Source organism: Mycolicibacterium sp. P4_G11, from assembly GCF_056555145.1.
The window spans coordinates 201,259-223,982 of record NZ_JBFUJW010000001.1 but is presented as its reverse complement, the minus strand read 5'-3'; the positions used below and the strand labels follow the sequence as shown (position 1 = coordinate 223,982).

Sequence of the window (22,724 nt, the reverse complement as noted above, 5' to 3'; positions counted from 1 at the left end):
TAAATAGACCGGAGTAGTCCTCCCATGCAGAATTCCTCTGCCCGGGTGTCTTTCGACGCCGACGGGCTCATCAACCACGCCCAAATCCAGTGGCCCGGGCACCCGCCGCTGCTGGCCGACGTCTGCGCGACGTTCGAGCGGTTCGGCCTGCGCGTCGCCTCCTACCACCACGCCGATGATGCCGCGCACTACTACGAGTTCGGCGATCTGTCGCTGCCCGATTCGACCCTCGCCCTCATCGCGGACGCCTTCGAGGCAGCCATCGCGGGGCGCTGGAACGTCGACCGGTACGCGATGCTCATCGCGGCGGCCGGCATCGACTGGCGCCGCGCGGTGTTGATCCGTGCGGCGTGCCGGTTCGTCCGGCAGACGGGGCTGGGATTCTCCGAGGACTACATCATCGAATCCCTCGTCGCAGCACCGGATTTCGTCAACGCGCTGCTGGCACTGTTCGACGCCCGGTTCAACCCGGACACCACCGCCGATATCGAGCAGGCTGATCGCGAGGTGGCACGCCTGGTGGATGCCGCGACCTCACTGGACGACGACCGGATCCAGCGGGCGCTGCACGCGTTCGTCGCGGCGACGTTGCGCACCAACTGGTTCCAGGTGGGCCCCGACGGCGCCCCCAAGGATTACGTGTCGTTCAAGATCGACTCGTCGCGGCTGTCCATCACCGGACCCGTCGTCCCCTATCGCGAAATCTTCGTGCACTCCGACACCGTCGAGGGCGTGCACCTGCGCAGTGGCGCCATCGCCCGCGGCGGGCTGCGCTGGTCGAATCGTGCCGAAGATTTCCGCACCGAGGTGCTCGGCTTGATGAAGACACAGGCCGTGAAGAACGCCCCGATCGTGCCGACCGGCGCCAAGGGTGCCTTCGTCTTGCGGTCGACTGCGGCCGATCCCACTTCCGTTGATCCTGCAGCGGGCTACCGCACCTTCATCCGTGGCCTCCTCGATGTCACCGACAACATCGTCGACGGCACTGTCCGTCACCCGGACCGCACCGTGTGCCCCGATGGCGACGACGCCTACCTCGTCGTGGCCGCCGACAAGGGCACCGCCACATTCTCCGATCTGGCCAATTCCGTTGCCGCTGAATACGGCTTCTGGCTGGGCGACGCCTTCGCCTCGGGCGGATCCGCCGGATACGACCACAAGGCCATGGGCATCACCGCCCGCGGCGCGTGGCTGTCGGTGCGCCGGCACTTCGCCGAGGCCGGTCACGACATCGACGTCGACCCGTTCACCGTCGCCGGCATCGGCGACATGTCGGGTGACGTCTTCGGCAACGGAATGCTGTTGTCCCGCAACATCAAGCTGGTGGCCGCGTTCGATCACCGGCACATCTTCCTCGACCCGAACCCCGACCCGGAGACCTCGTTCGTCGAGCGCGAGCGCCTGTTCGCCCTCCCCCGGTCCAGCTGGCAGGACTACGACCCGGCGCTGATCTCGGCCGGTGGTGGGGTGTGGCCCCGTACCGCCAAGTCGATTCCACTGTCGGAGCAGGCCAGGGCGAGCCTCGGCATCAAGGCCGCCGAATGCACACCCGACGAACTGATCAACGCGGTCCTGCGCGCGCCGGTCGACCTGCTGTGGAACGGTGGCGTCGGCACCTATGTCCGCGCCGACGACGAGACCGATGCCGACGCCCAGGACAAGGCCAACGACCGGGTGCGGGTCACCGCATCGCAGTTGCGCTGCAAGGTGATCGGTGAGGGCGGCAACCTCGGCCTGACCCAGCAGGCCCGTATCGCGTTCGCGCTGAACGGCGGCCGGGTCAATGCCGACTTCATCGACAACGCCGCCGGCGTCGCCACCTCGGACCTCGAGGTCAACCTCAAGATCGCGCTGGACTCCGGCAACATCGCCACCGCACAACGCAATACGCTGCTCGCCGGTGCCACCGACGACGTGGCCGCGCGGGTGCTGGCCGACAACGCCGACCAGATCCTGGCGATCAGCATGGCTGCCGCCGAGGCCGGCTCACTGCTGGACCGGCACGTCAGGCTCATCAGCAACCTGAAAGCCGAGGCCGGCGTCGACCCCGACGTCGAAGGGCTGCCGTCGAAGCAGGAACTGGATCGCCGCCGCCTCGTCGGACTCGGGCTCACCCGCCCCGAAATCGCCGTGCTGCTGGCGCAATCCAAGAACCTGGTCTCGCAGGAGCTGCTGGCCTCCGACGTCCCGGATCACGAGATGTTCGTCGGCCGCCTGGAGCAGTACTTCCCGGCCACCATTGCCGCGCAGGCACAGACAGAGATCGCGAACCATCCGCTGCGGCGCGAGATCGTCGCGACCTCGGTGGCCGGTGAGCTGATCAACCGCGTCGGCCCGGGCACCATCTACCGCATGCAGGAACGCCTGTCGGTGAGCACATCCGATGTGGCCATGGCCTACGCGACGGTGCGTGACATCCTCGATCTCGACGCCCTGTGGTCCGAGGTGCTGACCGGCAAAACCGATGAGAGCGGGCGCATTCAGGCGCTGCTGGAGATCCGGGAACTGCTCGAGCACCTGACGTCGTGGGTGGTGCGCAACGGCGCGGGCAACCGCGACCGGGTGAGCGCGGCCGTCAGCCGGTTGATGGCCGTCAGCTCTTCTTGAGCTCTTCGGCGAGCATCACGATGATGCCGCTGGGGCCACGGACGTAGGTGAGCTTGTAGATGTCCTCGTAGGTCGCCACCCCACGCAGTGGGTGGCACCCGTGCCGTGCGGCGATCTCGAGGGCCGCGTCGATGTCATCGACCGAGAACGCAACGCGGTGCATGCCAATGACGTTGGGCAGAATCGGTTCCGACTCGATGGCCTCAGGATGGATGTACTCGAAGAGCTCGACCCGGCCATGACCGTCCGGCGTCTCGAGCATGGCGACCTTGGCATGGTTGCCATCGAGGCCGACGGCCGTATCGGTCCACTCGCCGCTGACCGTGGTGCGGCCGACGACCGTGAGGCCGAGGTCGGTGAAAAATGCGATCGTCGCGTCAAGATCGCGCACGGCGATGCCGACGTTCTCGAGTTTGATGGCCATACCGTGGATGCTACCCAGCGGGGCCCTGCTCAAACCCGCTCCAGCGGATCGCCGCTACCCGTAGAGCTTGGCGACTATCGCGCCGAACTCATCGTCCTCCAGTACCGGGGTGGCTTCGATCTGGAGATACTCCTGCCACTCGGAGATGAGCTCGAAAACCGGCTTGGCGTCAGCGGCCTCGATCACCGAGCACCCGCTGCCGTTGAGACCGAACCACCGCCCGAGTTGGGTGGCGCCGTCGGGCGGCTTCGCCCCGGTCTGCAGGAAGTGTTCGGCCGTCGCCCGCATCCGAGCCGGATCGATTGCATGCCATTGCACCAGGTATTTCATGAGAAGCCGCCTTTGAAGTCATTTGTCGGGCACTGCAGGTCGCGGCCGAGGAGCCGCCGCGACCTCCCGAACAATCAGCGGCGTCCATGGGGCGATGACTTCAATAAAGCACCACTCGGGCAGCTGAGCATCAGCCAAATGGCTGAGATCAGATCACCGCGGCGACGGCTGGTGCTGTGTGATGCAGTGGATGCCGCCGCCCCGTTCGAACAGCGGCCGGGCATCGACACTGACCACCCGGCGGCCGGGGTACTGCTCGGCCAGGATCGCCGCCGCGTCGGCGTCGCGCGGATCACCGAACGCGCACGCGATGACGCCGCCGTTGACCACCAGGTGGTTGATGTAGCTGTAGTCGACGTAGCCCTCGGCATCGGTCAGCAGATCCGGCGCGGGCAGTTCGACGATGTCCCACGGCCGGCCCGCGGCGTCGCGGGTATCGGCAAGTGCTTCGCGAATCTCCTTGCACACCAAGTGATCAGGATGCGCGTCGGAGTGCTGCGCGTGCAGCAACAGGCGCCCCGGCGAAGTGATGGCGGCGACGATGTCGACGTGCCCACGGGTGCCGAAACGCTCCGAGTCGCGCGTCAGGCCGCGCGGCAACCACACGGCATGGGTGGCGCCGATGGTGCGGGCCAGTTCGGCCTCGATGTCCGCCTTGGTGGCGCCGGGATTGCGGCCGGGGTCCAGCTGGACGGTCTCGGTGACCAGCACCGTGCCCTGCCCGTCGACCTGGATACCGCCGCCTTCGTTGACCAGCTCCGAACTCACCACCGGGACGCCGGCCCAACCGGCAACCGCGGCACCGATTTTCGCGTCCCGATCCCAGCGCGCCCAGTCCTGGGCACCCCAGCCGTTGAACACCCAGTCGACCGCGGCCACCGAACCGTCGTCGGCATGCACGAACGTCGGGCCGATGTCGCGCATCCAGGCGTCGTTCAGCGGCGCCTCGACGATCTCGACCGCGGCGGACAGGTAGCGGCGCGCCACCACCATTTCGGCGGGGTCCACCACCACGGTCACCGGTTCGAACTCCAGCACCGCGTGTGCCACCGCCGCCCACGTCGAGCGGGCCTCGTGGTGTTCGGTTTCGTTGTCCCCCAACGAATAACCTTCCGACGGGAACGCCATCCACACCCGGTCCTGCGGCGCACTCTCCGCCGGCATCACGTAGTTCGTCATTTCACCACCGCGGTGGCCTCGTGCCCCGCACCGTAGGGACGCTGCACGTCGACGGGCGCGGTCAGCGTGCCGTAGCTCTCCGGCCGCCGGGTCAGCAGGAACGGGAACAGCTCCAGCCAGTCGCGACGCTGATCGAGGTCCAGATCGGCCACCAGCACGGCCTCCTCGTCGCGCGGCGCCTGCACCAGCACCCGGCCGTAGGGGTCGGAGATGAACGACGAGCCGTAGAAGGTCACGGCGCCCTCATCACCAATTCGGTTGGGCACCACCATGAACAGGCCGCTGTTGATGCCGTTGGCGACGATGACCTGTTGCCACAGCGGCTGGGTGTCGAAGGCGGGAAAGACCGGCTCGGAGCCGATGGCCGTCGGGTAGACGACGATCTCCGCGCCGCCCAGCGAGTAGTTGCGGGCCACCTCGGGGAACCATTCGTCCCAGCAGGTCGGCATGCCCAGCTTGGCGCCGAGCCCCGCCGGCTCGTAGACCGGGTACGGGTTGCCCTCGGCGGGGCCGGCGCGGAAGTAGGTGTCCTCGTAGTAGCCCGCCGAGATCGGGATGTGCATCTTGCGGGTCCGGCCCGCCAACTCGCCCGACGGGGCCACCAGAATGGCCGTGTTGAAGCCCAAACCATCTGCGGCCGGCGCCTTTTCGTACAGCGATGCGTGCACGAATATGCCGTTGGCCCGGGCTGCCTCGGCGGCCAGTGCGAACGTCGGGCCCTCGAGGAGGTCTTCGGCGGTGTCACCCGGGTTCGGGCCGGCCGGGGTGTCGGCGGGGTACCGCAGCAGGGTGATCTCGGGCAGGCAGACCAGGGTGGCACCCTCTCCGGCCGCCCGGTCGATGCCGTCGCGCAGGACCTTGGCGAGCTCGTCGGCGTCGGGGCGCCACCGGTGCTGCACCAGCCCGACGCGTACCGGCGGTCGCGTCGACTCCGTGCTGCGAGACAGCGATTCGGGCGCGGTGGCGGTCAGGGTGATCATCAGCTGGACTCCTAAAACGAATTGGATTCGTTTAATTGTGGCCCCAGGTACCCGTGCTTGTAAAGAGGTAGTAGAAAGATTCCATGGGCCGCCCCTCCAAACCGCTGCTATCCACGGATCGCATCACCGGTGCAGCAATGGATTTGGTCAACAAGACCGGCGGCTTCACCGTCCCCGAACTCGCTCGGGCGCTGAAGGTCAGTCCGTCATCGCTCTACAACCACGTCGCCGGCCGCGAACAGATCGTCGAGCTGCTGCGCGAACGGGCGATGTCCGAGGTCGCGCTGCCCGCCGACGACCCACACCGCCCGTGGACCGACGTCGTCGCCGACATCATGCGGTCCTACCGGCAGAGCTACGCCCGCTATCCGCGGCTCATCCCCCTGCTGACCTCGCACGCAGTGAACAGCGACCACGCCCTCACCATGTACAACGTGTTGGCGGTCGCGTTCGGCCGCGCCGGATTCGACCCCGCGGACACCCTGCGCGCCATCACGCTGATCGATTCGTTCGTCCTGGGTTCGGCGCTCGACGTCGCCGCACCCGACGAACCCTGGCAGGCCGGCGCCGACGTCGGCCCAGAGTTCGCGGCGGCACTCGCCACCGGCAGCTCCAAGCCCGAACGCGCCGACGACGCCTTCGAATTCGGCATCGCGGTACTGCTGCGCGGACTGGCGGGGGTCCCGTCCTAGTTACTCGGCGGCGTCGCCGTCAGGCTCGGCTTTGGCCTCGTCCTTGGACTCAGCTTCCGCCTCGACCTTTGGCAGGACCGCATCCAGCGCGGCACCGGTGATCCGGCGGAACGCGCGACGCGGCCTCTTGGCGTCGAGAATGGCCACCTCGAGCGTGGCTGCACCCAACACCCGGTCGCCGGCACCGGCGTGCAGCGCATCGATGGCGATCTTCGCCGCGTCGGCCAGGCTCGCGTTCTCCTCATAGGAGTCGTTGAGCGCGGCGATGATCGGCTCGGTGGTACCGCCCATCACGACAAAATGCGGCTCGTCCGCGATGGACCCGTCATAGGTGATCCGGTACAGCTCAGGAGCTTTCGTCTCACCGTGGTGCGCGACCTCGGCCACACACAGCTCGACCTCGTAGGGCTTGGCCTGCTCGGTGAAGATCGTGCCGAGGGTCTGCGCGTAGACGTTGGCCAGCTGGCGGCCGGTGACGTCGCGCCGGTCGTAGGCGTAACCCCGCGTGTCGGCGAACTGGATGCCGCCGCGGCGCAGGTTGTCGAACTCGTTGAACCGGCCGACCGCGGCGAAGCCGACCCGGTCGTACAGTTCGCTGACCTTCTGCAGCGACCGCGACGGGTTCTCGGCGACGAACAGCACGCCACCGTCGTACGCCAGCACGACGACGCTGCGGCCCCGCGAAATGCCCTTGCGCGCAAGCTCGGAACGTTCCCGCATCGCCTGTTCGGGCGAGATGAAATACGGAAAGCTCATCAGCCATTACCTCTCGCGCGCGTCCGGTTCGCGATGACTTCCCGGGCCAGCGCGGCGATCCGCTCCTCGGTGACCTCTTCGGCGCCGTCGGCGCCGATCAGCACCGCTGTCGGGTAGATACCGCGCGTCAGGTCGGGTCCGCCGGTGGCCGAATCGTCGTCGGCAGCGTCGTACAGCGACTCGATGGCAACCTTCAGCGCCGAATCAGCATCGGTCACATGCGAATACAGCTTCTTGATCGACGACTTGGCGAACAGCGAGCCCGAGCCCACCGACTGGTAGCCCTCGTCTTCGATGTTCCAGCCGCCGGCGGCATCGAACGAGACGATGCGTCCGGCATTACCTGGGTCGGAGTCGTCCAGGTCGTAGCCCACCAGCAGCGGCAGTGCGACGAAGCCCTGCATCGCGGCAGCGAGGTTGCCGCGCACCATGATGGCCAGCCGGTTGACCTTGCCGCGGAACGTCAGCGGCACGCCTTCGAGCTTTTCGTAGTGCTCCAACTCGACCGCGTACAGCCGCGCGAACTCCACCGCGATGGCCGCGGTGCCGGCGATACCGGTCGCGGTGTAGTCGTCGGCGATGTGCACCTTCTGCACGTCGCGGCTGGCGATCATGTTGCCCTGAGTGGCCCGCCGGTCCCCCGCGATCAACACACCGCCGGGAAACTTGATCGCGACGATCGTCGTGCCGTGGGGCAGGTCGGCACCGCTCGACCGAGCAGCATCACCCGCTGAAGCCCAATTGCTCCTCACGTCCGCGGCCGGCAGCAGGTGCGGTGCCTGCCGGCCGAGAAAGTCCGAAAACGAGGACAGGTTCAGGTGGGGTGAGGTGACATCCAGTCGATCAGAGAAAGGCCCGAACGCTGGGGTCACTGGCCGCCCTTTTGGACGTACGCGCGCACGAAGTCCTCAGCGTTCTCTTCCAGCACGTCATCGATCTCATCGAGCAGGTCGTCAGTTTCCTCGGCGAGCTTCTCGCGACGTTCCTGACCTGCGCCAGACGGGCCGGAGAGGTCGTCGTCCTCGCCGCCGCCACCGCCACGCTTGGTCTGTTCCTGAGCCATCGACGCCTCCTGATTGCTCGATATCTAACTTCACCCTACCGGTCCGCGCCCGGGTTCCCCGGGAACACAAGCAGTTACGTGGTCAGCTGTTCCACCAACTCGACCGCGCTGTCCACCGAATCGAGCAACGCACCGACGTGGGCCTTGCTTCCGCGCAGCGGTTCCAGCGTCGGGATCCGCACCAGCGACTCGCCGCCGAGGTCGAAGATCACCGAGTCCCAACTGGCCGCGGCAATGTCGGCACCGAACCGGCGCAGGCACTCGCCACGGAAGTAGGCGCGGGTGTCGGTGGGCGGGTTCTCCACCGCGTCGAGCACCTGCTGCTCGGTGACCAGCCGCTTCATCGAGCCGCGCGCCACCAGGCGGTTGTACAGACCCTTGTCCAGCCGCACATCGGAGTACTGCAGGTCAACCAGGTGCAGGCGCGGCGCGTTCCAGCTCAGGTTCTCCCGCTGCCGGAAGCCCTCCAGCAGGCGCAGCTTGGCCGGCCAGTCCAGCAGCTCCGCGCATTCCATCGGATCGCGCTCCAGCAGATCGAGGATGTGCGCCCAGGTCTCGATGACGTGGTCGGCGCGCGGGTCGGGGTCGCGGCGCTCCTGCAGCTTGGCCACCCGCTCCAGGTAGATGCGTTGCAGCGCAAGGGCAGTCAGTTCGCGGCCGTCGGCCAGGGCCACGGTCGCGCGCAGCGACGGGTCTCGGCTGATGACATGCACCGCGTGCACCGGCCGGGCCAGCGCCAGATCGGACAGCTCGATGCCCTCGGCCTGCCCGAACTCGATCAGATCGAGGACCAGCGACGTGGTGCCCACCTTGAGATACGTCGACGTCTCGGCCAGGTTGGCGTCACCGATGATGACGTGCAGCCGGCGGTACTTGTCGGCGTCGGCATGCGGCTCGTCGCGGGTGTTGATGATGCCGCGCTTGAGCGTGGTCTCGAGCCCAACCTCGACCTCGATGTAGTCGGCGCGCTGCGTCAGCTGGAAGCCCGGCTCGTCCCCGGACTGCCCGATACCGACCCGACCCGAGCCGGTGACGACCTGGCGGGACACGAAGAACGGCGTCAGTCCGGCGATCACCGAGTTGAACGGCGTCTGGCGGCTCATCAGGTAGTTCTCGTGCGTGCCGTACGACGCACCCTTGCCGTCGACGTTGTTCTTGTACAGCTGCAGCCTGGCCGCGCCGGGCACGCTGGCCACATACCGAGCCGCGGCCTCCATCACCCGCTCGCCGGCCTTGTCCCAGATGACCGCGTCCATCGGGTCGGTGACCTCGGGAGCGGAGTACTCCGGGTGGGCGTGGTCGACGTACAACCGGGCGCCGTTGGTGAGGATCATGTTGGCGGCGCCGATCTCGTCGGCGTCGACGATCGGTGCCGGCCCGGTGGTGCGGCTCAGGTCGAAGCCGCGGGCGTCGCGCAGCGGGGACTCGACCTCGTAGTCCCACCGGGTGCGCTTGGCCCGCTGGATGCCGCTGGCCGCGGCGTACGCGAGCACCGCCTGCGTGGACGTGAGGATCGGGTTCGCGGTCGGATCAGACGGCGAGGAAATGCCGTATTCGACCTCTGTTCCGATGATCCGTTGCATGGCGCCAAGACTAGACGGCCTCGATACGCGACGATTGGCCCCATGACCACATCTGGGCAAGCGAAGCGACGGGACAAGCCATCGCGAGCCGACCGGGTAGCCGCCGAGACCTGGTTTCTGCGCCGGGGCCTGCCGGCAGTGCTGCGTCCGGGTGTTCTGGTGCGACGGCTGTGGCAACGCTCCGCGCCGGCATTGGCCGGGTTCGCGGTGTTCATGATCAACTCGATCATCGTGGTGGCGGTCACCGGCCAGCACACCATCAACATCGACGGGCAACCCACGCGAACCGACTGGTTCATCCTGGCGCTGGTGCTGTTGGTGACGCCAGTGGCGACGTTCGTGGGGTGGCGGGTGTCGCTCATCTCGTCGTGGCGCAACCGGGCCACAGCGGCCGCGGTCTCGGTGGCGGTGTGCCTGGCCGGCGCGGTGTTCGGCGGACCCGGCCCGCGAGTCGGCGGCAATCTGGTCTATGTCGCGCTGATCATCGTCGTCATCCTGGCCTGCACCGCGACCGGTATCGGATCGATCCTCGGCTGGGCGCTCGACGTGACAGCGCACAGTCTTTCGCTGATGGGCACCCTCTTCGTGCGGGCGCTGCCGGTCATGCTGCTCACCGTGCTGGTGTTCTTCAACACCTACGTCTGGCTGATGGCCGCGATCGTCAGCCGGGCCCGGTTGTGGGGCGCGCTGGGCTTCCTGGCGCTCATCGCGGTGGCGTTCGTCATCGCGTCGACGGTGGACCGCGTCCGCCCGATCCTGACCGCCGCGACGCCCGACACACCGGAGGCCCAGCTCGAGGTCCTGGCGGACACCCCATTCGCTGACATGGCCGCCGTCAGCCAGCGAGTTCCCCTGTCCCGCATCGAGCGGGTCAACGTGGTGTTCGTCCTGGCGATGTCTCAGGTGCTGCAGTTGCTGATCGTCGCCCTGGTGACCGCGTTCATCTTCCTGGTGCTCGGGTTGATCCTGATCGACCCGAAACTGCTCGCCGAATGGACCCGCAACAACGGCGCTCCCGACGGCACCATCTTCGGCATGACGCTGCCGATACCGGAGTCGCTGATCCAGACGACGTTGTTCCTGGGCGCGCTGACGTTCATGTACATCACGGCGCGTACGACGACCGATGCCTCATACCGGGCCGAGTTCGTCGACCCTCAGGTCGACAGCCTGCGCCGCCGGCTGGATGCCCGCGACCGGTATCTCGCCGACCGCAAACGAGTGTGAGGGCTGTGCAGGCAATTCCGAAGTCTTGCGTGCACAGCCCTCACATTCGTCGTGACTACAGGTACTGACCCAGGTTGCTCTCGGTATCGATGGCACGGCTCGCAGACGAGCTCTTGCCGGTGACCAGCGTGCGGATGTAGACGATCCGCTCGCCCTTCTTGCCCGAGATCCGCGCCCAGTCATCGGGATTGGTGGTGTTGGGCAGGTCTTCGTTCTCGGCGAACTCGTCGACGATCGAATCCAGCAGATGCTGCACCCGCAGGCCGTGCGAACCTGTTTCCAACACCGACTTGATGGCGTACTTCTTGGCCCGGTCCACGACGTTCTGGATCATGGCGCCCGAGTTGAAGTCCTTGAAGTACATGACCTCCTTGTCGCCGTTGGCGTAGGTCACTTCCAGGAAGCGGTTGTCGTCGATCTCGGCGTACATCCGGTCCACGATCTTCTCGATCATCGCCTTGATGGTGTGCGCCCGATCGCCGTTGAACTCGCCCAGGTCGTCGGCGTGTACCGGCAGGTTCTCAGTGAGGTACTTGCTGAAGATGTCCTGTGCCGCTTCGGCGTCCGGCCGCTCGATCTTGATCTTCACGTCCAGGCGGCCGGGCCGCAGGATGGCCGGGTCGATCATGTCCTCGCGGTTGGAGGCGCCGATGACGATGACGTTCTCCAGGCCCTCGACACCGTCGATCTCCGAAAGCAGCTGCGGCACAACCGTCGTCTCCACGTCGGAGCTGACGCCAGTGCCACGGGTGCGGAAGATCGAGTCCATCTCGTCGAAGAACACGATCACCGGGGTGCCTTCGGACGCCTTCTCACGGGCGCGCTGGAAGATCAGCCGGATGTGCCGCTCGGTCTCGCCGACGAACTTGTTGAGCAGCTCGGGGCCCTTGATGTTCAGGAAGTAGCTCTTGGCCTCCCGGGCGTCGTCGCCACGGATTTCGGCCATCTTCTTGGCCAGCGAGTTGGCCACGGCCTTGGCGATCAGCGTCTTGCCGCAACCAGGAGGGCCGTAGAGCAGGACGCCCTTCGGCGGCCGCAGCGAGTACTCCTTGTACAGATCCTTGTGCAGGAACGGCAGCTCCACCGCGTCGCGGATCAGCTCGATCTGTCGCGTCAGGCCGCCGATGTCCTCGTAGCTGACGTCGGGCACCTCTTCGAGAACCAGATCCTCGACCTCGGCCTTGGGGATCCGCTCGAAGGCGTACCCGGCCTTGCTGTCGACCAGCAGCGAGTCACCCGGCCGCAGCTTGCGCGCCCGCTCGTCGGCCAGGTCGTCGACACCCTCGAGCACCTCGGCAACCTCGGGGTCGAGGAACTCGAGCGCGACCAACGGCTCGGCGAGCCAGACGATGCGCTCCTCGTCGGCATGGCCGACCACCAGGGCGCGCTTTCCGTCGTTCAGGATTTCGCGCAATGTGCTGATCTCGCCGACCGCCTCGAACGAGCCGGCCTCGACCACCGTCAACGCCTCGTTGAGGCGGACGGTCTGGCCCTGCTTGAGTTCGGACACCTCGATGTTCGGCGACACCGACAGCCGCATCTTGCGCCCGGAGGTGAAGACATCGACGGTGTCGTCGTCGTGAGCGAGCAGCAAGACGCCGTAGCCGCTGGGCGGCTGCCCAAGTCGATCGACCTCCTCGCGGAGCGCCAGCAACTGCTGTCGCGCCTCTTTGAGGGTGTCCATCAGCTTGCCGTTGCGAGTCGTCAGCGAATCGATGCGGGCTTCGAGCTGCTGCACATCGCGCGGTCCGCGGTGCGCCGCGGCCGCGTTCGTGAGCTGCTCGCGCAGTGCCGCCGTCTCGCTGCGAAGCCGCGCCAACTCGGCCGCATCAGTGCTGGACATGGGGTTCTGACGAGGTATGCCCGGGCTGCCGAAGGCGTCCGGGCGATCCATTTCAGACATCTTGCGCTCCTTTCCCGCACCGGAAGTTGGTGCGGCGGATACCTCAACGCTACCGGCCATCCGCCATTCATGGGCGTTCAAGGAATCGCGACACACGGGTGTTGCTCTGACCGCGCTGTTAACCTCATACGCAAGTCGGGCTCATCGAAAGGACCGCAGTGATCGTCAAATCCCTCGTCACCGGCATGGCAGCCGCCGCCCTCGTAGGTGCAGCAGCCGTCGGTACGACTGTGGCGTCTCAGCCGGCCGGCCTGACCGCTGGCACGTCACCGGCCGTCGCGCCGGTCGTCCGCCAGGTGCCGCTGCCCCAGGCCCCCGCGCCGGGCCTGCAGGCGTCACTGGTGTCCACGCTCAGCGGCCTGACGGCCGCCGGGAGCTTCGCCGGGTCCAAGGGCAGCTACATCCAGGGCGGCGTCGGCCGACTCGAGGCCATCACCGCCGACCGGGCGTACAGCAACGCCGTGAAGCAGGGCGTGTTCCCCATGAGCTTCGCCGTTGCCGACATCGATGACCTCGGCGACGGCACCGCGACGGCCAACGTCACAGCCACCGCCGCCACCGGAGCCACCGCAGCCCAGCCGCTGACCTTCGTCGCCGGCCCCAGCCCGACCGGCTGGCAACTGTCCAAGGGGTCTGCCATGGCCCTGCTGTCGTCGGTGAAGTAGGCGCCAGGAACAACCGGTGAAGTCAACCCGAGGGACCCTGATCGCCGTCGTCGTGGCGGCGATCGGGTTGGCCGGGTGCAGTGAACACGTCGAGCCGCCGGCCGACCCGATGCCCCGTTCGCTGCTGACCACCGACGCCAAGACCCCGGCGGCCGCGCCGCTGCCGCCACCCGATGCGCTCACCGGGGTGCTGTACAAGATCGCCGACCCGGCGGTGCCCTCGGCACAAAAGATCGGGCTGATCCAATACGGCACGGCCGAGGATCAGGCCGGGCTGGACAACTTCACCAAAGCGCTGCGCGACAACGGCTTCAATCCGATGAACGTGACCGCCACCGAGCTGTTGTGGTCGGCCGGCCAGCCGGGCGACATCATCGCCACCATCACGATCACCTCCGTCGCCGCACCGGACAACAAATTCACGTTCCCCATGGAATTCAGTCCCATCCGGGATGCCTGGCAGCTGAATCGGCAAACCGCGAATCTGCTGCTGAAACTGGGCCAGCCGGGCGGACCGAACGCCACCACGACCCCGGGTCGCTGAGCTGCCGATGTGGGTCGGTTGGTTGGAGTTCGACCTGCTGCTCGGCGATGTGCACTCGCTGAAAGAGAAGCGCTCGGTGGTCCGGCCGATCATCGCCGAACTTCGGAAGTTGTCCGTCTCTGTCGCTGAAAGCGGCAATCAGGATCTGCACCGTCGGGCATCGATCGGCGTTGCCGTGGTGGCGTCCCACCGCACTTTCGTCGTCGACGTGCTCGACGCCGCCGAACGCCAGGTGGCGGCCCGCCCGGAGATCGAGTTGTTGTCCGTACGGCGAGGTCTGGTCAGCAGCGAGGACTAAATGTTGCGCTTACGGCGCAGCGGCTGCGGCGTCACGGCGCCCGGCGCCAGCCGGCGCGCACTGATCAGGAACGCGGTGTGGCCACGCATCGAATGCTGCGGACGCACCGCGAGGCCGACGACATCCCAGCCGCGCTGCAGCGATTCCCACGACCGCGGCTCGGTCCAGCACTGCTGCTCGCGCAGCGCCTCGACCGTCTTCGACAACTGGGTGACGGTCGCGACGTAGACGATCAGCACGCCACCCGGGACCAGCGCCTTGGAGACCGTCTCCAGCACGTCCCACGGGGCGAGCATGTCGAGCACCACCCGGTCGACCTCGCCGCCGTCGTAGTCGTTGAGGTCGGCGATGACCAGGTTCCAGTTCTCGGGCCGCTCGCCGAAGAAGGTCTCGACGTTGCGCACCGCATGCACGGCGTGGTCGTCGCGGACCTCGTAGGAGGTCACGGAACCGCCCGGGCCGACGGCCCGCAGCAGCGAACACGTCAGCGCGCCGGAGCCGGCGCCGGCCTCCAAAACCCTTGCGCCCGGGAAGATGTCGCCCTCGTGCACGATCTGCGCGGCGTCCTTCGGGTAGATGACCTGCGCACCGCGCGGCATCGACAGGACGTAGTCGATCAGCAGCGGGCGCAGCACCAGGAAGGGGTCGCCGTTGGTGGATTTCACGACGCTGCCCTCGGGCTGGTCGATCACCGAATCGTGGGCGACGATGCCGCGATGGGTGTGGAACTCCCCACCCGTGGCCAGCACCATCGTGTAGTGCCGGCCTTTGGCGTCGGTCAGTTGGACACGGTCGCCGACGGTGAAGGGCCCGGTGATTCTCACCGGGCCAGCCTGCCAGCCGACCCGTCCCGGCAGACGGCCGGGGTTCGGCAACTTTGTCGTCGCCCCCACCTAAGCTGCTGATATGAGTACCGCCACCGAGGAGCCGAAGGCGGATCGCGCGTGACCGCTGCCGCCCCTGTCCGACGGCCGGCGCTGTCGCCGTCGCGGGCCGGTGACTTCAAACAGTGCCCGCTGCTCTACCGGTTCCGGGCCATCGACCGGCTGCCGGAGCCGCCGTCGACCGCCCAGTTGCGGGGTTCGGTGGTGCACGCCGCGCTGGAGCAGCTGTATGCGCTGCCCGCCATCGACCGGGTGCCGGAGACCGCCCTGTCCCTGGTCCTACCGGCCTGGGATGCCGTGGTGGCGGAGAAGCCCGAGCTGGCCGAGGAGATCGCGCCCGAGTTGCGGGAGACGTTGCTCAAGGAGGCGCGGGCCCTGCTTGCCGGGTACTACCGGCTGGAGGACCCGACGCGGTTCGACCCGCAGAGCTGCGAGCAACGCGTCGAGGTCGAGTTGTCCGACGGCACGCTGTTGCGCGGATTCGTCGACCGGATCGACGTGGCGCCGACCGGCGAGCTGCGAGTCGTCGACTACAAGACCGGCAAGGCGCCGCCGGAAGCACGGGCACTGGCCGAGTTCAAGGCCATGTTCCAGATGAAGTTCTACGCGGTGGCCCTGCTCCGCATCCGGGGCGTGGTGCCGGCGCGGCTGCGGCTGCTGTATCTGGCGGACAGCCAGGTGTTGGACTACAGCCCCGATCTGGCCGAGCTGGAGAGGTTCGAGAAGACACTGATGGCCATCTGGCATGCCATCCAGAAGTCGGGTCAGACCGGTGACTTCCGGCCCAACCCGTCCAAGCTATGTTCCTGGTGTACGCACCAAGACCTGTGCCCCGCATTCGGCGGCACTCCCCCGCCCTATCCGGGCTGGCCAGAGGATTTCGGGACCGCATGATCGACTGCTATTACCGTCGGCTCGACGCCGACGGTGATTTTCAACGCTTCGAATCGACCGAGGGCACCGGCAGTAACTGGGATTCGAGCATTCAACATGGTTCGCCGCCGCTGGCACTGTTGACCAAGACCATCGAAGAGCTCGCCGCCGGTAACGGGATGCAGGTGGGCCGGCTGACTCTCGACATTCTGGGCGCGATTCCCGTTGCGCCCGTTGCGGTTCGGGCGTGGGTGTCGCGGCCCGGTTCGCGCATCTGCATGATGACCGCGGAGATGACGGCCACCCAGCGGGACGGTTCCGAACGTGCGGTGGCTCGGATGTCGGCGTGGCTGTTGGCCACCAGTGATACCCGCGACGCCGTCATCGATCGGTATCCACCGATGACGCGCCTGCCCGATACCGGGCACCGGCATTCCTGGCAGGGTCGGCCCGGCTATCTGGAGACCGTCACCTGGGTGCCGCAACCCGACGACGCCAACGCCTCGGCGGTCTGGATGCAGCCCCTGATTTCGTTGGTCGACGACGAGGAACTGACCGACCTGCAGCGGCTCGCGATGGTCGTCGATTCCGCCAATGGCGTTGGCGCGACGCTGGATCCGGACGAGTTCATGTTCATGAACACCGACACCACGGTGCACCTGCACCGCGCCCCCGTCGGCTCGGAGTTCTGCCTGCGCGCCCGCGGCTCGATCGGACCCGACGGCCTCGGTTCGACCACGGCCGAGCTGTTCGACGAACAGGGCTTCATCGGGACGTCAGCACAGACGCTGTTGGTGCAGCGGCGCTGAATCGGGATCACCTGGCGATATCGACGACGACGCGGGCGCGTCGAAGAAAACGCGCACGGGCGGGGAATCTGCCCGCCGTCTCCATCACCGGTCAGGCCTGACCGGCTTCGAGGCGCGGAAAACTCAGTGAAACAGGCTGAGATTCAGACTAGGTAGGGACAAGCCGGGTAGACCCAGTGACAGCGGAACCGAAAGATTCACGTTCGGCGCAGGCAAGCTCGACAGGTTGATCGGCGGAAAGCCACCCAAGCTCCAATCATCGCCCCAGTCAAGACCGTTGGTGTTGTTGCGTGCGGTCTTTCCTGAATGGGCCTGGCCGGCGTGATTGTCCTGGTTTACCGTGTCGGGAGACGCCTGCGCAATGCCGACACCAGCCGCCGAAACAGCAAGCGCGGCAACTGAAATGACGGCACCTCGCGTGATCGATTTGATCGGCATGCGGCGCGGACCTCCCTCGATTGACTACTGAGTTGAGCAAACGGTAGCCACCCAATCTGGGAAAACCGTATCGACACAGTGGGAGTCGGCTATGCCTGTCCCGGGTTCCCGAGTTGCGACGACAAACAAGCCACCTTGGGAAATCTACTTCTGACGCGAACTACGCGCATCGATGAGACTGGCCGCAAATACAAACAGCAACCAGAACAGCTGCAGCACAGCGCAACTGGACTACGCAGGGGGTGCGACACGCGAGCGAACGGGAAGGGTGTGATCGCTCGCGTGTCGCATAACTGAGATGATGCCGGGGCGGTCATCACTCTTACCAACCGGCTGTCGCGGGCCGTTGGCCTATCGAGCGTATGCGCTCCGGTTATGCGCAGGCTGTCGTGCGCCTAGGAACTGTGTATGCATATATGCCCGCACCAGGGAGCGATCAATACCGCGGGGGTTGATAGCCGGCACAGCGGCAATTGATATGGAACCCATAACCCCGGCGAGGGATGACGGCAGGTTTGTCAACCAATAATGGGGCGATGGCATCGATTGCGCGTCGCAAGCCAGGCCGCCCGTCGGCGGCAACAACGGCTTCCAACCGCCAGTGCATCCTGCGCGCCGCACGAGAGTTGTTCATTGAATTCGGTTATGCCACAACTACGCTTGAGGCCATCGCAAGACGGGCCGGCTTGTCCAGGCCGGCGCTGCACTATCACTTCACCAACAAACCGCAGTTGTACCGCGACGCCATCGACCGTCCGGCGGCAGCCATGGTTGCCGCAGCGGCCACTACGGCCCGGCGCGCGGCAACGTTGCCCTCCCAGCTCGCGAACTTCATTTCAGCGACCCTTGGCGCCGATGACCCCAACCAGTGCAACGCCCAGCTTGTGGCCGCCGCAGTGCGCGAATCTGTACGCGAGGTAAAGCTGATCGACGCCGAGCACGACGTGCTGCGTGCGGCACGGGCGTTCATCTCATCGGTAATGCGCGAGGCTATCGACCGCGGCGAACTCAGTCCCGAAACCAACATCGTGGACGCCGTTGAAACGATGGTCGCGGTTCTGTGCGGCATCGCCACTTACCCCGCCGCGTTTGGCCCCGCCGAGAACCTCCCGGCCATCGTGAATGCTTTCGAACTGCTCATCACCGATAAACTTCTTGCCGGCTGATGTGATGTCGGCCAGCAATAGACCTGCCTGCACGCGTTCGACGCTTGGCATGGCTCGCGTACAAAACTCCAACGAGGACAACATTATTCACACCCACACCTCCGTCGGCCCGGAATGCTGTCTGCGGGCGCGCGGCTCGATCGGGCCCGACGGCCTCGGGTCGACCACGGCCCAGCTGTTCGACGAACAGGGCTTCATCGGGACGTCAGCGCGGACGCTATTGGTGCAGCGGCGCTGACGAACCGGGATCACCCGGCGATATCGACGGACGACGCAGGCGCGTCGAAGAAAACGCGCAATGCCGCAAGGTCGCCACTGATGTCGACGAGCGGGGCGATGTCGTCAAGCGACAACAAGCCCGCCGAGAGCCCGAGAACAATCTGAGCCTCGGCCGTCAGCACGGCCTCGAGCTTTCGCCCGTCGGGCCAGCCCACGTCGATGCCGGATTCGGTGGCGCACAGTTGGACGGTGACACCGTCCACCACAATGCCCACTGCTGTCGACCGATTTCCAGGAGTGCGTCCGGCGAACAGGGCCGGCAGAGCCACCAGAAATCCGTCGGGGCGGAAGGCATCCCCTTCGGGACCGCGGATCATCAGCGGCGTCGACCAGCGGATCAGTGCATTGATCGGCTCGCGCAGTTGGGCACCCCAGTCGGTCAGGGCGTATGTGATCGCGTTGGCCTCGTCGGACAGGCGCCGTGTCACGACACCAGCGGTTTCGAGGTCTCGAAGTCGGTCCGTCAGCAGATTCGTCGCGATCCCTGCCAGCCCCTCTCTCAGCTCGCCGAAGCGCGCCGGGCCGATCAGGAGCTGGCGGACGATCAGCAAATTCCACCGGTCACCCACCACATCTAGCGCCCGGGCGAGCCCGCAGTACTGGCCGTAATCTCGACTCATCATCTCCTACTTGTAAATTTAAAGTGCAACTGATTATATCAACCATCGAGCGGAGGTGGCTATGACAGTCGCGGACAGGCCGGTTTGGGTCGACAACGAGTTGTATCCGTTCGAGAGCCGATTCATCGACATCGACGGGCACCACATCCACTACATCGATGAAGGCTCGGGCCCCACACTGCTGTTTCTGCATGGCAATCCGACCTGGTCGTTCGACTACAGCCAGGTCATCTCATCCCTGCGCAACGAATTTCGTTGTGTCGCAGTGGACTACCCAGGATTCGGGTTGTCCCATGCGGCTCCGGGCTACCGATATCTGCCCGCTGAACATGCCCGCGCGGTCAGTAGATTCGTGGACGCGCTCGAGCTGAACGAGGTCACGCTGGTGGCCCACGACTGGGGCGGCCCAATCGGTTTGGCGGCAATACAGAAGCGCCCCGATGTCTTCAATCGGTTGGTGCTGACCAACACCTGGGCCTGGCCGGTCAGCGACCCTCTGATTCAGGTCATGTCGTATGTGATGGGCGGCCCACTTGGGCGCCTGGCGATTCGGCAGCTCAACCTCTTCGTCAACCTCATGATTCCCGTCGGGCACCGGTTGACCAAGCCCACCGCTGCGCAGATGGCCCACTACAAGCACGCCCTCGACAGCCCCGCCCGACGGGAAGGTTCCGCGGTCTTTCCCCGCGAAATCACCTCAAGCAGAACCTTTCTCGAGGAGGTCGAAGCCGGTCTTCCAGATATCGCGGCACTGCCGACGTTGATCATCTGGGGTGATGCCGACTTCGCATTCGGCGACAATGAACTACGACGGTGGAAACAGACCTTCGCCGACCCTCGGACCGTCGTCGTTGAAGGCGCCGGCCACTACGTCCCCTCCGACGCTCCCGAGCAATTCGCGGCAGCGATCCGCGACTGGCACATGTCGTCGGGGTCGTGATGGTCGCGGACCCGCTTGCTCGCATGAACCCAACGCGTCGCAAGGCCGGGATCCTGGCCGCTGTCTACGTCGCGGTCCTGGCCATCAACCTCGACGTCACAATCGTCAACGTCGCCTTACCCAGCATCGCGACCCAACTTCACGCGGATACCCGTGGCCTGCAATGGGTCGTCGACGGCTACAACCTCAGCTTCGCCGCGCTCGTACTGGCGGCCGGCAGCCTGTCGGACCGCTACGGGCGCAGGCCTGCCCTGCTGATCGGGCTGCTCGGCTTCGCTGCCACCAGCGGAATCGGCGCGCTCGCCACCACCACCGGAGCGCTGGTCGCGGCGAGATTCGGCATGGGAGTATTTGCCGCGCTGATCTTCCCCACCACCCTGTCGATCATCACCAACGCCTTCTCCGATCGCCGGCAACGCGCCGCTGCCCTCGGCGGCTGGGGTGCGGTCGTCGGCGTCGGTGTCGCCGCTGGACCGGTCACCGGCGGCCTTCTGCTCGAACACTTTTCATGGAGCAGCGCCTTCTGGGCACTCATCCCGTTGGCGCTGCTGGCAGCAGCGCTCGCAGTCATCCTGGTGCCGGAATCACGTGACCCGGGCGTGCCCCCACTAGACATTCGCGGCCTGATCACATCGATCGCCCTGCTGGGGATTCTCGTCTACACCATCATCGAAGCCCCTGTCCGAGGCTGGCACAGCCCCGCGACGCTGTTCGGCTTTGTGGCTGCCGCAGCGCTGGCCCTGGCGTTCGTAACCATCGAACAGGCAGCCGAGCATCCGATGCTCGACGTCAGGCTGTTCACCGACCGCAGATTCAGCACCGCCAGCGCATCCGTCGCCGTCGCGTTCTTCTCGCTGGCCGGCTTCATATTCATCATCACGCAGTACTTCCAAGTGCTCCGCGGATTCAGCCCGCTTTCAACCGGTGCCAGAATCCTGCCCGTCGCAGGATCCATCGCGGTCGGCTCCATCGTCGGCGGTCTGCTCGCACCACGCGTCGGTACCCGCGCGGTGGTGGTGAGCGGACTGGCTTCCTTCGGCAGCGCGATGGCCTGGATCGCCGGCAGCATTGACACCGACACCCCCTACTGGACCACGATCGTTGCCCAGATGCTGCTCATGGGCCTGGGCATCGGGCTGATCTCCACTCCCGCAACCGAATCCATCATGCTCGTACTGCCGCCGGCCCGGGCTGGTGTCGGCTCAGCGGTCAATGACGCCACGCGCGAACTCGGCTCGACACTGGGCGTAGCCATCGTCGGTTCGCTGTTCTCCTCGGTCTTCAGCGCCCGCCTCGTTGACAGTGCATTCGCGGCAACAGGGAAAGCCGGTGAGGCCGGCGACTCCGTGCCGACCGCGTTCGGGATTGCCGCCACGAACACCGAACTTCTTGCAGCCGTGCAACATTCATTCCTCAATGCCCTCACCGCGGCCTGTATCGTCGTCGCCGCCCTATGCTATGTCGCCGCTACCGCCGGAGTCATCGCGCTGCCCGGCCGACGTTTTCAACCGCCGATCACTACGACGAGCACCTCGGACGAGGAAGATGCCGCAACTTGTCAGCTCGGGCGGCCGGCCGCTATCACTCGCAGTACCTGATCGGTGCCGTCGCCCGGCCAAAAGGCGTGCATTGCCCAGGTCGCGCCGGCGCGGGCGAACTCGGCCGCATCAGTGCCCGGACGAGTCTTCACGGCGATATCGAAACCTTCACGGCTGCCGCGCAATTCGTCAATGGTGTTGGCGATCTGGGCCACCGTCGACGCGTCGCCGGTGAGCGGAAATATGCCGTCATGGCGGGCGGCTCGTTCGATGGGCTTGCCGCTGTGACGTGCGGTGCCGAACCACAACGGGATGCGCACCTGCCGCGCCGAGTCGGGTAGCGCACGCACATCTTCGGCAACCAACTGACCTCGATGCGTGACGGTTTCACCGGCCCACAGGGAAGTCAATACTCCGACACCTTCATCGAGCAAACCCCCGAGTCGCCGTGCGTCGGCATCCTCGCCGAAGGCAGAGTATTCCCGGCCCCGATCGTCGCCGGTGCCCAAGCCCACGGTCAGCCGTCCACGACTCAGCCGATCCAACGTCAGGGTTTCCCGTGCGAGTTTGACGATGCGGCGGCGCGGTAGCGGTGTCACCATCGGCCCCAACCTGATTCGACTCGTGTTGGACGCAGCAGCCGCCAATGCGACCCACGGATCGGCGATTTCCCACTGGCCGCCGATCGGGCTCAGTACATGGTCCCAGAGGAATAGGCCGTCCCAGCCCGATTCCTCGGCGGCGATCGCGATATCGACGATGGCTTGGGGGTCGGCCAATTCGCCGAACGGCGGCAGGAAGATTGCGTGGCGCACCACGACACCGTAACACCGAGCCCACGTTCAGCCTGCCGCCGAGAGCGCCGGAAAAGCCATCCGCACCCACGCTTCCTAGCGGTTCACCTGCTATCTGAATGAACTGGTGCA

General features: G+C 66.2%; 24 protein-coding genes and 1 pseudogene. 12 read left to right on the top strand and 13 right to left on the bottom strand.

Translation table 11 applies throughout. The annotated features are described in order from the left end of the window. The first annotated feature begins 24 nt into the window (after positions 1–24). Entirely contained in the window at positions 25–2,607 is a 2,583-nt protein-coding gene (locus AC1U2B_RS01100) for an NAD-glutamate dehydrogenase domain-containing protein (RefSeq protein WP_480215361.1), read from the top strand. Here the strand turns inward: AC1U2B_RS01100 and AC1U2B_RS01095 are convergent. From AC1U2B_RS01095 to AC1U2B_RS01080, 4 genes are all read right to left on the bottom strand, one after another. Beyond that, positions 2,594–3,031, bottom strand: coding sequence for a VOC family protein (locus AC1U2B_RS01095; RefSeq protein ID WP_260941352.1), 438 nt, complete (start codon positions 3,029–3,031; stop codon positions 2,594–2,596). The genes AC1U2B_RS01100 and AC1U2B_RS01095 overlap by 14 nt on opposite strands. A gap of 54 nt (positions 3,032–3,085) precedes the next feature. Next, positions 3,086–3,361 carry a DUF3303 domain-containing protein gene (locus AC1U2B_RS01090; RefSeq protein ID WP_480215360.1) on the bottom strand — a complete coding sequence of 92 codons (276 nt, stop codon included), beginning with the start codon at positions 3,359–3,361 and terminating at the stop codon, positions 3,086–3,088. Positions 3,362–3,514: 153 nt separating this feature from the next. After that, positions 3,515–4,540: an agmatine deiminase family protein gene (locus tag AC1U2B_RS01085; RefSeq protein ID WP_480215359.1), complete on the bottom strand. Its 1,026-nt coding sequence runs from the start codon at positions 4,538–4,540 to the stop codon at positions 3,515–3,517. After that, on the bottom strand, positions 4,537–5,520 hold the full coding sequence (locus tag AC1U2B_RS01080; protein WP_480215358.1) for a nitrilase-related carbon-nitrogen hydrolase: 984 nt from the start codon (positions 5,518–5,520) through the stop codon (positions 4,537–4,539). The genes AC1U2B_RS01085 and AC1U2B_RS01080 overlap by 4 nt, the downstream gene beginning before the upstream one ends. Positions 5,521–5,603: 83 nt before the next feature. On the opposite strand from AC1U2B_RS01080, the gene AC1U2B_RS01075 reads away from it, so the two are divergent. Continuing rightward, the gene (locus AC1U2B_RS01075) at positions 5,604–6,212 is read left to right on the top strand and encodes a TetR/AcrR family transcriptional regulator C-terminal domain-containing protein (RefSeq protein ID WP_418002483.1); all 609 of its coding nucleotides are present in this window, start codon (positions 5,604–5,606) and stop codon (positions 6,210–6,212) included. Here AC1U2B_RS01075 and prcA read toward each other — a convergent pair whose 3' ends face one another. The 4 genes from prcA to dop form a co-directional block, all read right to left on the bottom strand. Beyond that, on the bottom strand, positions 6,213–6,968 hold the full coding sequence (gene prcA / locus AC1U2B_RS01070; RefSeq protein ID WP_480215357.1) for a proteasome subunit alpha: 756 nt from the start codon (positions 6,966–6,968) through the stop codon (positions 6,213–6,215). Then, the gene (prcB, locus tag AC1U2B_RS01065) at positions 6,968–7,840 is read right to left on the bottom strand and encodes a proteasome subunit beta (protein WP_043986629.1); all 873 of its coding nucleotides are present in this window, start codon (positions 7,838–7,840) and stop codon (positions 6,968–6,970) included. The genes prcA and prcB overlap by 1 nt, the downstream gene beginning before the upstream one ends. Beyond that, positions 7,837–8,031 (bottom strand): ubiquitin-like protein Pup, encoded by a 195-nt coding sequence (locus tag AC1U2B_RS01060; protein WP_043393146.1) that lies wholly within the window; start codon positions 8,029–8,031, stop codon positions 7,837–7,839. Before AC1U2B_RS01060 ends, prcB begins: the two co-directional genes overlap by 4 nt. Before the next feature lie 74 nt (positions 8,032–8,105). Beyond that, positions 8,106–9,614, bottom strand: coding sequence for a depupylase/deamidase Dop (gene dop / locus AC1U2B_RS01055; RefSeq protein ID WP_480215356.1), 1,509 nt, complete (start codon positions 9,612–9,614; stop codon positions 8,106–8,108). Positions 9,615–9,656: 42 nt separating this feature from the next. Here dop and AC1U2B_RS01050 point away from each other — a divergent pair, with 42 nt between their 5' ends. Next, complete coding sequence (locus AC1U2B_RS01050; protein ID WP_480215355.1) at positions 9,657–10,841, top strand: hypothetical protein; 1,185 nt, start codon at positions 9,657–9,659, stop codon at positions 10,839–10,841. Between the two features lie 55 nt (positions 10,842–10,896). Here AC1U2B_RS01050 and arc read toward each other — a convergent pair whose 3' ends face one another. Further along, positions 10,897–12,735, bottom strand: a complete 1,839-nt coding sequence (gene arc, locus AC1U2B_RS01045) for a proteasome ATPase (protein WP_480215730.1) — start codon at positions 12,733–12,735, stop codon at positions 10,897–10,899. A 167-nt stretch (positions 12,736–12,902) separates the two neighbouring features. On the opposite strand from arc, the gene AC1U2B_RS01040 reads away from it, so the two are divergent. The 3 genes from AC1U2B_RS01040 to AC1U2B_RS01030 are packed head-to-tail and all read left to right on the top strand — an operon-like array spanning position 12,903 to position 14,251. Beyond that, complete coding sequence (locus AC1U2B_RS01040; protein WP_043393137.1) at positions 12,903–13,409, top strand: MTB12 family secreted protein; 507 nt, start codon at positions 12,903–12,905, stop codon at positions 13,407–13,409. A gap of 16 nt (positions 13,410–13,425) precedes the next feature. Next, on the top strand, positions 13,426–13,953 hold the full coding sequence (lppK, locus tag AC1U2B_RS01035) for a lipoprotein LppK (RefSeq protein WP_480215354.1): 528 nt from the start codon (positions 13,426–13,428) through the stop codon (positions 13,951–13,953). Positions 13,954–13,960: 7 nt separating this feature from the next. Next, complete coding sequence (locus tag AC1U2B_RS01030) at positions 13,961–14,251, top strand: DUF503 domain-containing protein (RefSeq protein WP_260941338.1); 291 nt, start codon at positions 13,961–13,963, stop codon at positions 14,249–14,251. Here AC1U2B_RS01030 and AC1U2B_RS01025 read toward each other — a convergent pair. Continuing rightward, positions 14,248–15,075 (bottom strand): tRNA (adenine-N1)-methyltransferase, encoded by an 828-nt coding sequence (locus AC1U2B_RS01025; RefSeq protein WP_043986630.1) that lies wholly within the window; start codon positions 15,073–15,075, stop codon positions 14,248–14,250. The two genes, AC1U2B_RS01030 and AC1U2B_RS01025, sit on opposite strands and share 4 nt — an antisense overlap. 120 nt (positions 15,076–15,195) lie before the next feature. Here AC1U2B_RS01025 and AC1U2B_RS01020 point away from each other — a divergent pair, with 120 nt between their 5' ends. Then, entirely contained in the window at positions 15,196–16,029 is an 834-nt protein-coding gene (locus AC1U2B_RS01020; protein ID WP_480215353.1) for a RecB family exonuclease, read from the top strand. Beyond that, complete coding sequence (locus tag AC1U2B_RS01015) at positions 16,026–16,817, top strand: thioesterase family protein (protein ID WP_480215352.1); 792 nt, start codon at positions 16,026–16,028, stop codon at positions 16,815–16,817. The genes AC1U2B_RS01020 and AC1U2B_RS01015 overlap by 4 nt, the downstream gene beginning before the upstream one ends. Before the next feature lie 123 nt (positions 16,818–16,940). On the opposite strand, the gene AC1U2B_RS01010 is transcribed toward AC1U2B_RS01015, so the two are convergent. Next, on the bottom strand, positions 16,941–17,255 hold the full coding sequence (locus AC1U2B_RS01010) for a hypothetical protein (RefSeq protein ID WP_480215351.1): 315 nt from the start codon (positions 17,253–17,255) through the stop codon (positions 16,941–16,943). A gap of 536 nt (positions 17,256–17,791) precedes the next feature. Between AC1U2B_RS01010 and AC1U2B_RS01005 the strand changes: the two genes are divergently transcribed. Both AC1U2B_RS01005 and AC1U2B_RS01000 read left to right on the top strand, forming a co-directional pair. Further along, a complete protein-coding gene (locus tag AC1U2B_RS01005; protein ID WP_480215350.1) occupies positions 17,792–18,421 on the top strand; it encodes a TetR family transcriptional regulator in 630 nt (209 codons plus the stop codon). A 115-nt stretch (positions 18,422–18,536) separates the two neighbouring features. Beyond that, positions 18,537–18,659 (top strand): annotated as a pseudogene (locus AC1U2B_RS01000) (thioesterase family protein); the annotation flags it as partial. A 10-nt stretch (positions 18,660–18,669) separates the two neighbouring features. Here AC1U2B_RS01000 and AC1U2B_RS00995 read toward each other — a convergent pair. Next, the gene (locus tag AC1U2B_RS00995) at positions 18,670–19,320 is read right to left on the bottom strand and encodes a winged helix-turn-helix transcriptional regulator (RefSeq protein WP_480215349.1); all 651 of its coding nucleotides are present in this window, start codon (positions 19,318–19,320) and stop codon (positions 18,670–18,672) included. Positions 19,321–19,381: 61 nt separating this feature from the next. Here AC1U2B_RS00995 and AC1U2B_RS00990 point away from each other — a divergent pair, with 61 nt between their 5' ends. Together AC1U2B_RS00990 and AC1U2B_RS00985 are read left to right on the top strand one after the other, a co-directional pair. Continuing rightward, a complete protein-coding gene (locus AC1U2B_RS00990; protein ID WP_480215348.1) occupies positions 19,382–20,260 on the top strand; it encodes an alpha/beta fold hydrolase in 879 nt (292 codons plus the stop codon). A 23-nt stretch (positions 20,261–20,283) separates the two neighbouring features. Beyond that, on the top strand, positions 20,284–21,858 hold the full coding sequence (locus AC1U2B_RS00985) for an MFS transporter (protein WP_480215347.1): 1,575 nt from the start codon (positions 20,284–20,286) through the stop codon (positions 21,856–21,858). On the opposite strand, the gene AC1U2B_RS00980 is transcribed toward AC1U2B_RS00985, so the two are convergent. After that, on the bottom strand, positions 21,819–22,613 hold the full coding sequence (locus AC1U2B_RS00980; RefSeq protein WP_480215346.1) for an LLM class flavin-dependent oxidoreductase: 795 nt from the start codon (positions 22,611–22,613) through the stop codon (positions 21,819–21,821). The two genes, AC1U2B_RS00985 and AC1U2B_RS00980, sit on opposite strands and share 40 nt — an antisense overlap. Positions 22,614–22,724: the final 111 nt, after the last annotated feature.

Coding starts and splice junctions, on each gene's coding strand:
- AC1U2B_RS01005 (WP_480215350.1), top strand. CDS start 17,792: ATGGCATCGATTGCGCGTCGCAAGCCAGGCCGCCCGTCGGCGGCAACA.
- prcA (WP_480215357.1), bottom strand. CDS start 6,968: ATGAGCTTTCCGTATTTCATCTCGCCCGAACAGGCGATGCGGGAACGT.
- AC1U2B_RS01075 (WP_418002483.1), top strand. CDS start 5,604: ATGGGCCGCCCCTCCAAACCGCTGCTATCCACGGATCGCATCACCGGT.
- AC1U2B_RS01050 (WP_480215355.1), top strand. CDS start 9,657: ATGACCACATCTGGGCAAGCGAAGCGACGGGACAAGCCATCGCGAGCC.
- AC1U2B_RS00990 (WP_480215348.1), top strand. CDS start 19,382: ATGACAGTCGCGGACAGGCCGGTTTGGGTCGACAACGAGTTGTATCCG.
- AC1U2B_RS01060 (WP_043393146.1), bottom strand. CDS start 8,031: ATGGCTCAGGAACAGACCAAGCGTGGCGGTGGCGGCGGCGAGGACGAC.
- AC1U2B_RS01095 (WP_260941352.1), bottom strand. CDS start 3,031: ATGGCCATCAAACTCGAGAACGTCGGCATCGCCGTGCGCGATCTTGAC.
- arc (WP_480215730.1), bottom strand. CDS start 12,735: ATGGATCGCCCGGACGCCTTCGGCAGCCCGGGCATACCTCGTCAGAAC.
- AC1U2B_RS01090 (WP_480215360.1), bottom strand. CDS start 3,361: ATGAAATACCTGGTGCAATGGCATGCAATCGATCCGGCTCGGATGCGG.
- AC1U2B_RS01085 (WP_480215359.1), bottom strand. CDS start 4,540: ATGACGAACTACGTGATGCCGGCGGAGAGTGCGCCGCAGGACCGGGTG.
- AC1U2B_RS01030 (WP_260941338.1), top strand. CDS start 13,961: ATGTGGGTCGGTTGGTTGGAGTTCGACCTGCTGCTCGGCGATGTGCAC.
- AC1U2B_RS01015 (WP_480215352.1), top strand. CDS start 16,026: ATGATCGACTGCTATTACCGTCGGCTCGACGCCGACGGTGATTTTCAA.
- AC1U2B_RS01100 (WP_480215361.1), top strand. CDS start 25: ATGCAGAATTCCTCTGCCCGGGTGTCTTTCGACGCCGACGGGCTCATC.
- dop (WP_480215356.1), bottom strand. CDS start 9,614: ATGCAACGGATCATCGGAACAGAGGTCGAATACGGCATTTCCTCGCCG.
- AC1U2B_RS01080 (WP_480215358.1), bottom strand. CDS start 5,520: ATGATCACCCTGACCGCCACCGCGCCCGAATCGCTGTCTCGCAGCACG.
- AC1U2B_RS01010 (WP_480215351.1), bottom strand. CDS start 17,255: ATGCCGATCAAATCGATCACGCGAGGTGCCGTCATTTCAGTTGCCGCG.
- AC1U2B_RS00995 (WP_480215349.1), bottom strand. CDS start 19,320: ATGAGTCGAGATTACGGCCAGTACTGCGGGCTCGCCCGGGCGCTAGAT.
- AC1U2B_RS00985 (WP_480215347.1), top strand. CDS start 20,284: ATGAACCCAACGCGTCGCAAGGCCGGGATCCTGGCCGCTGTCTACGTC.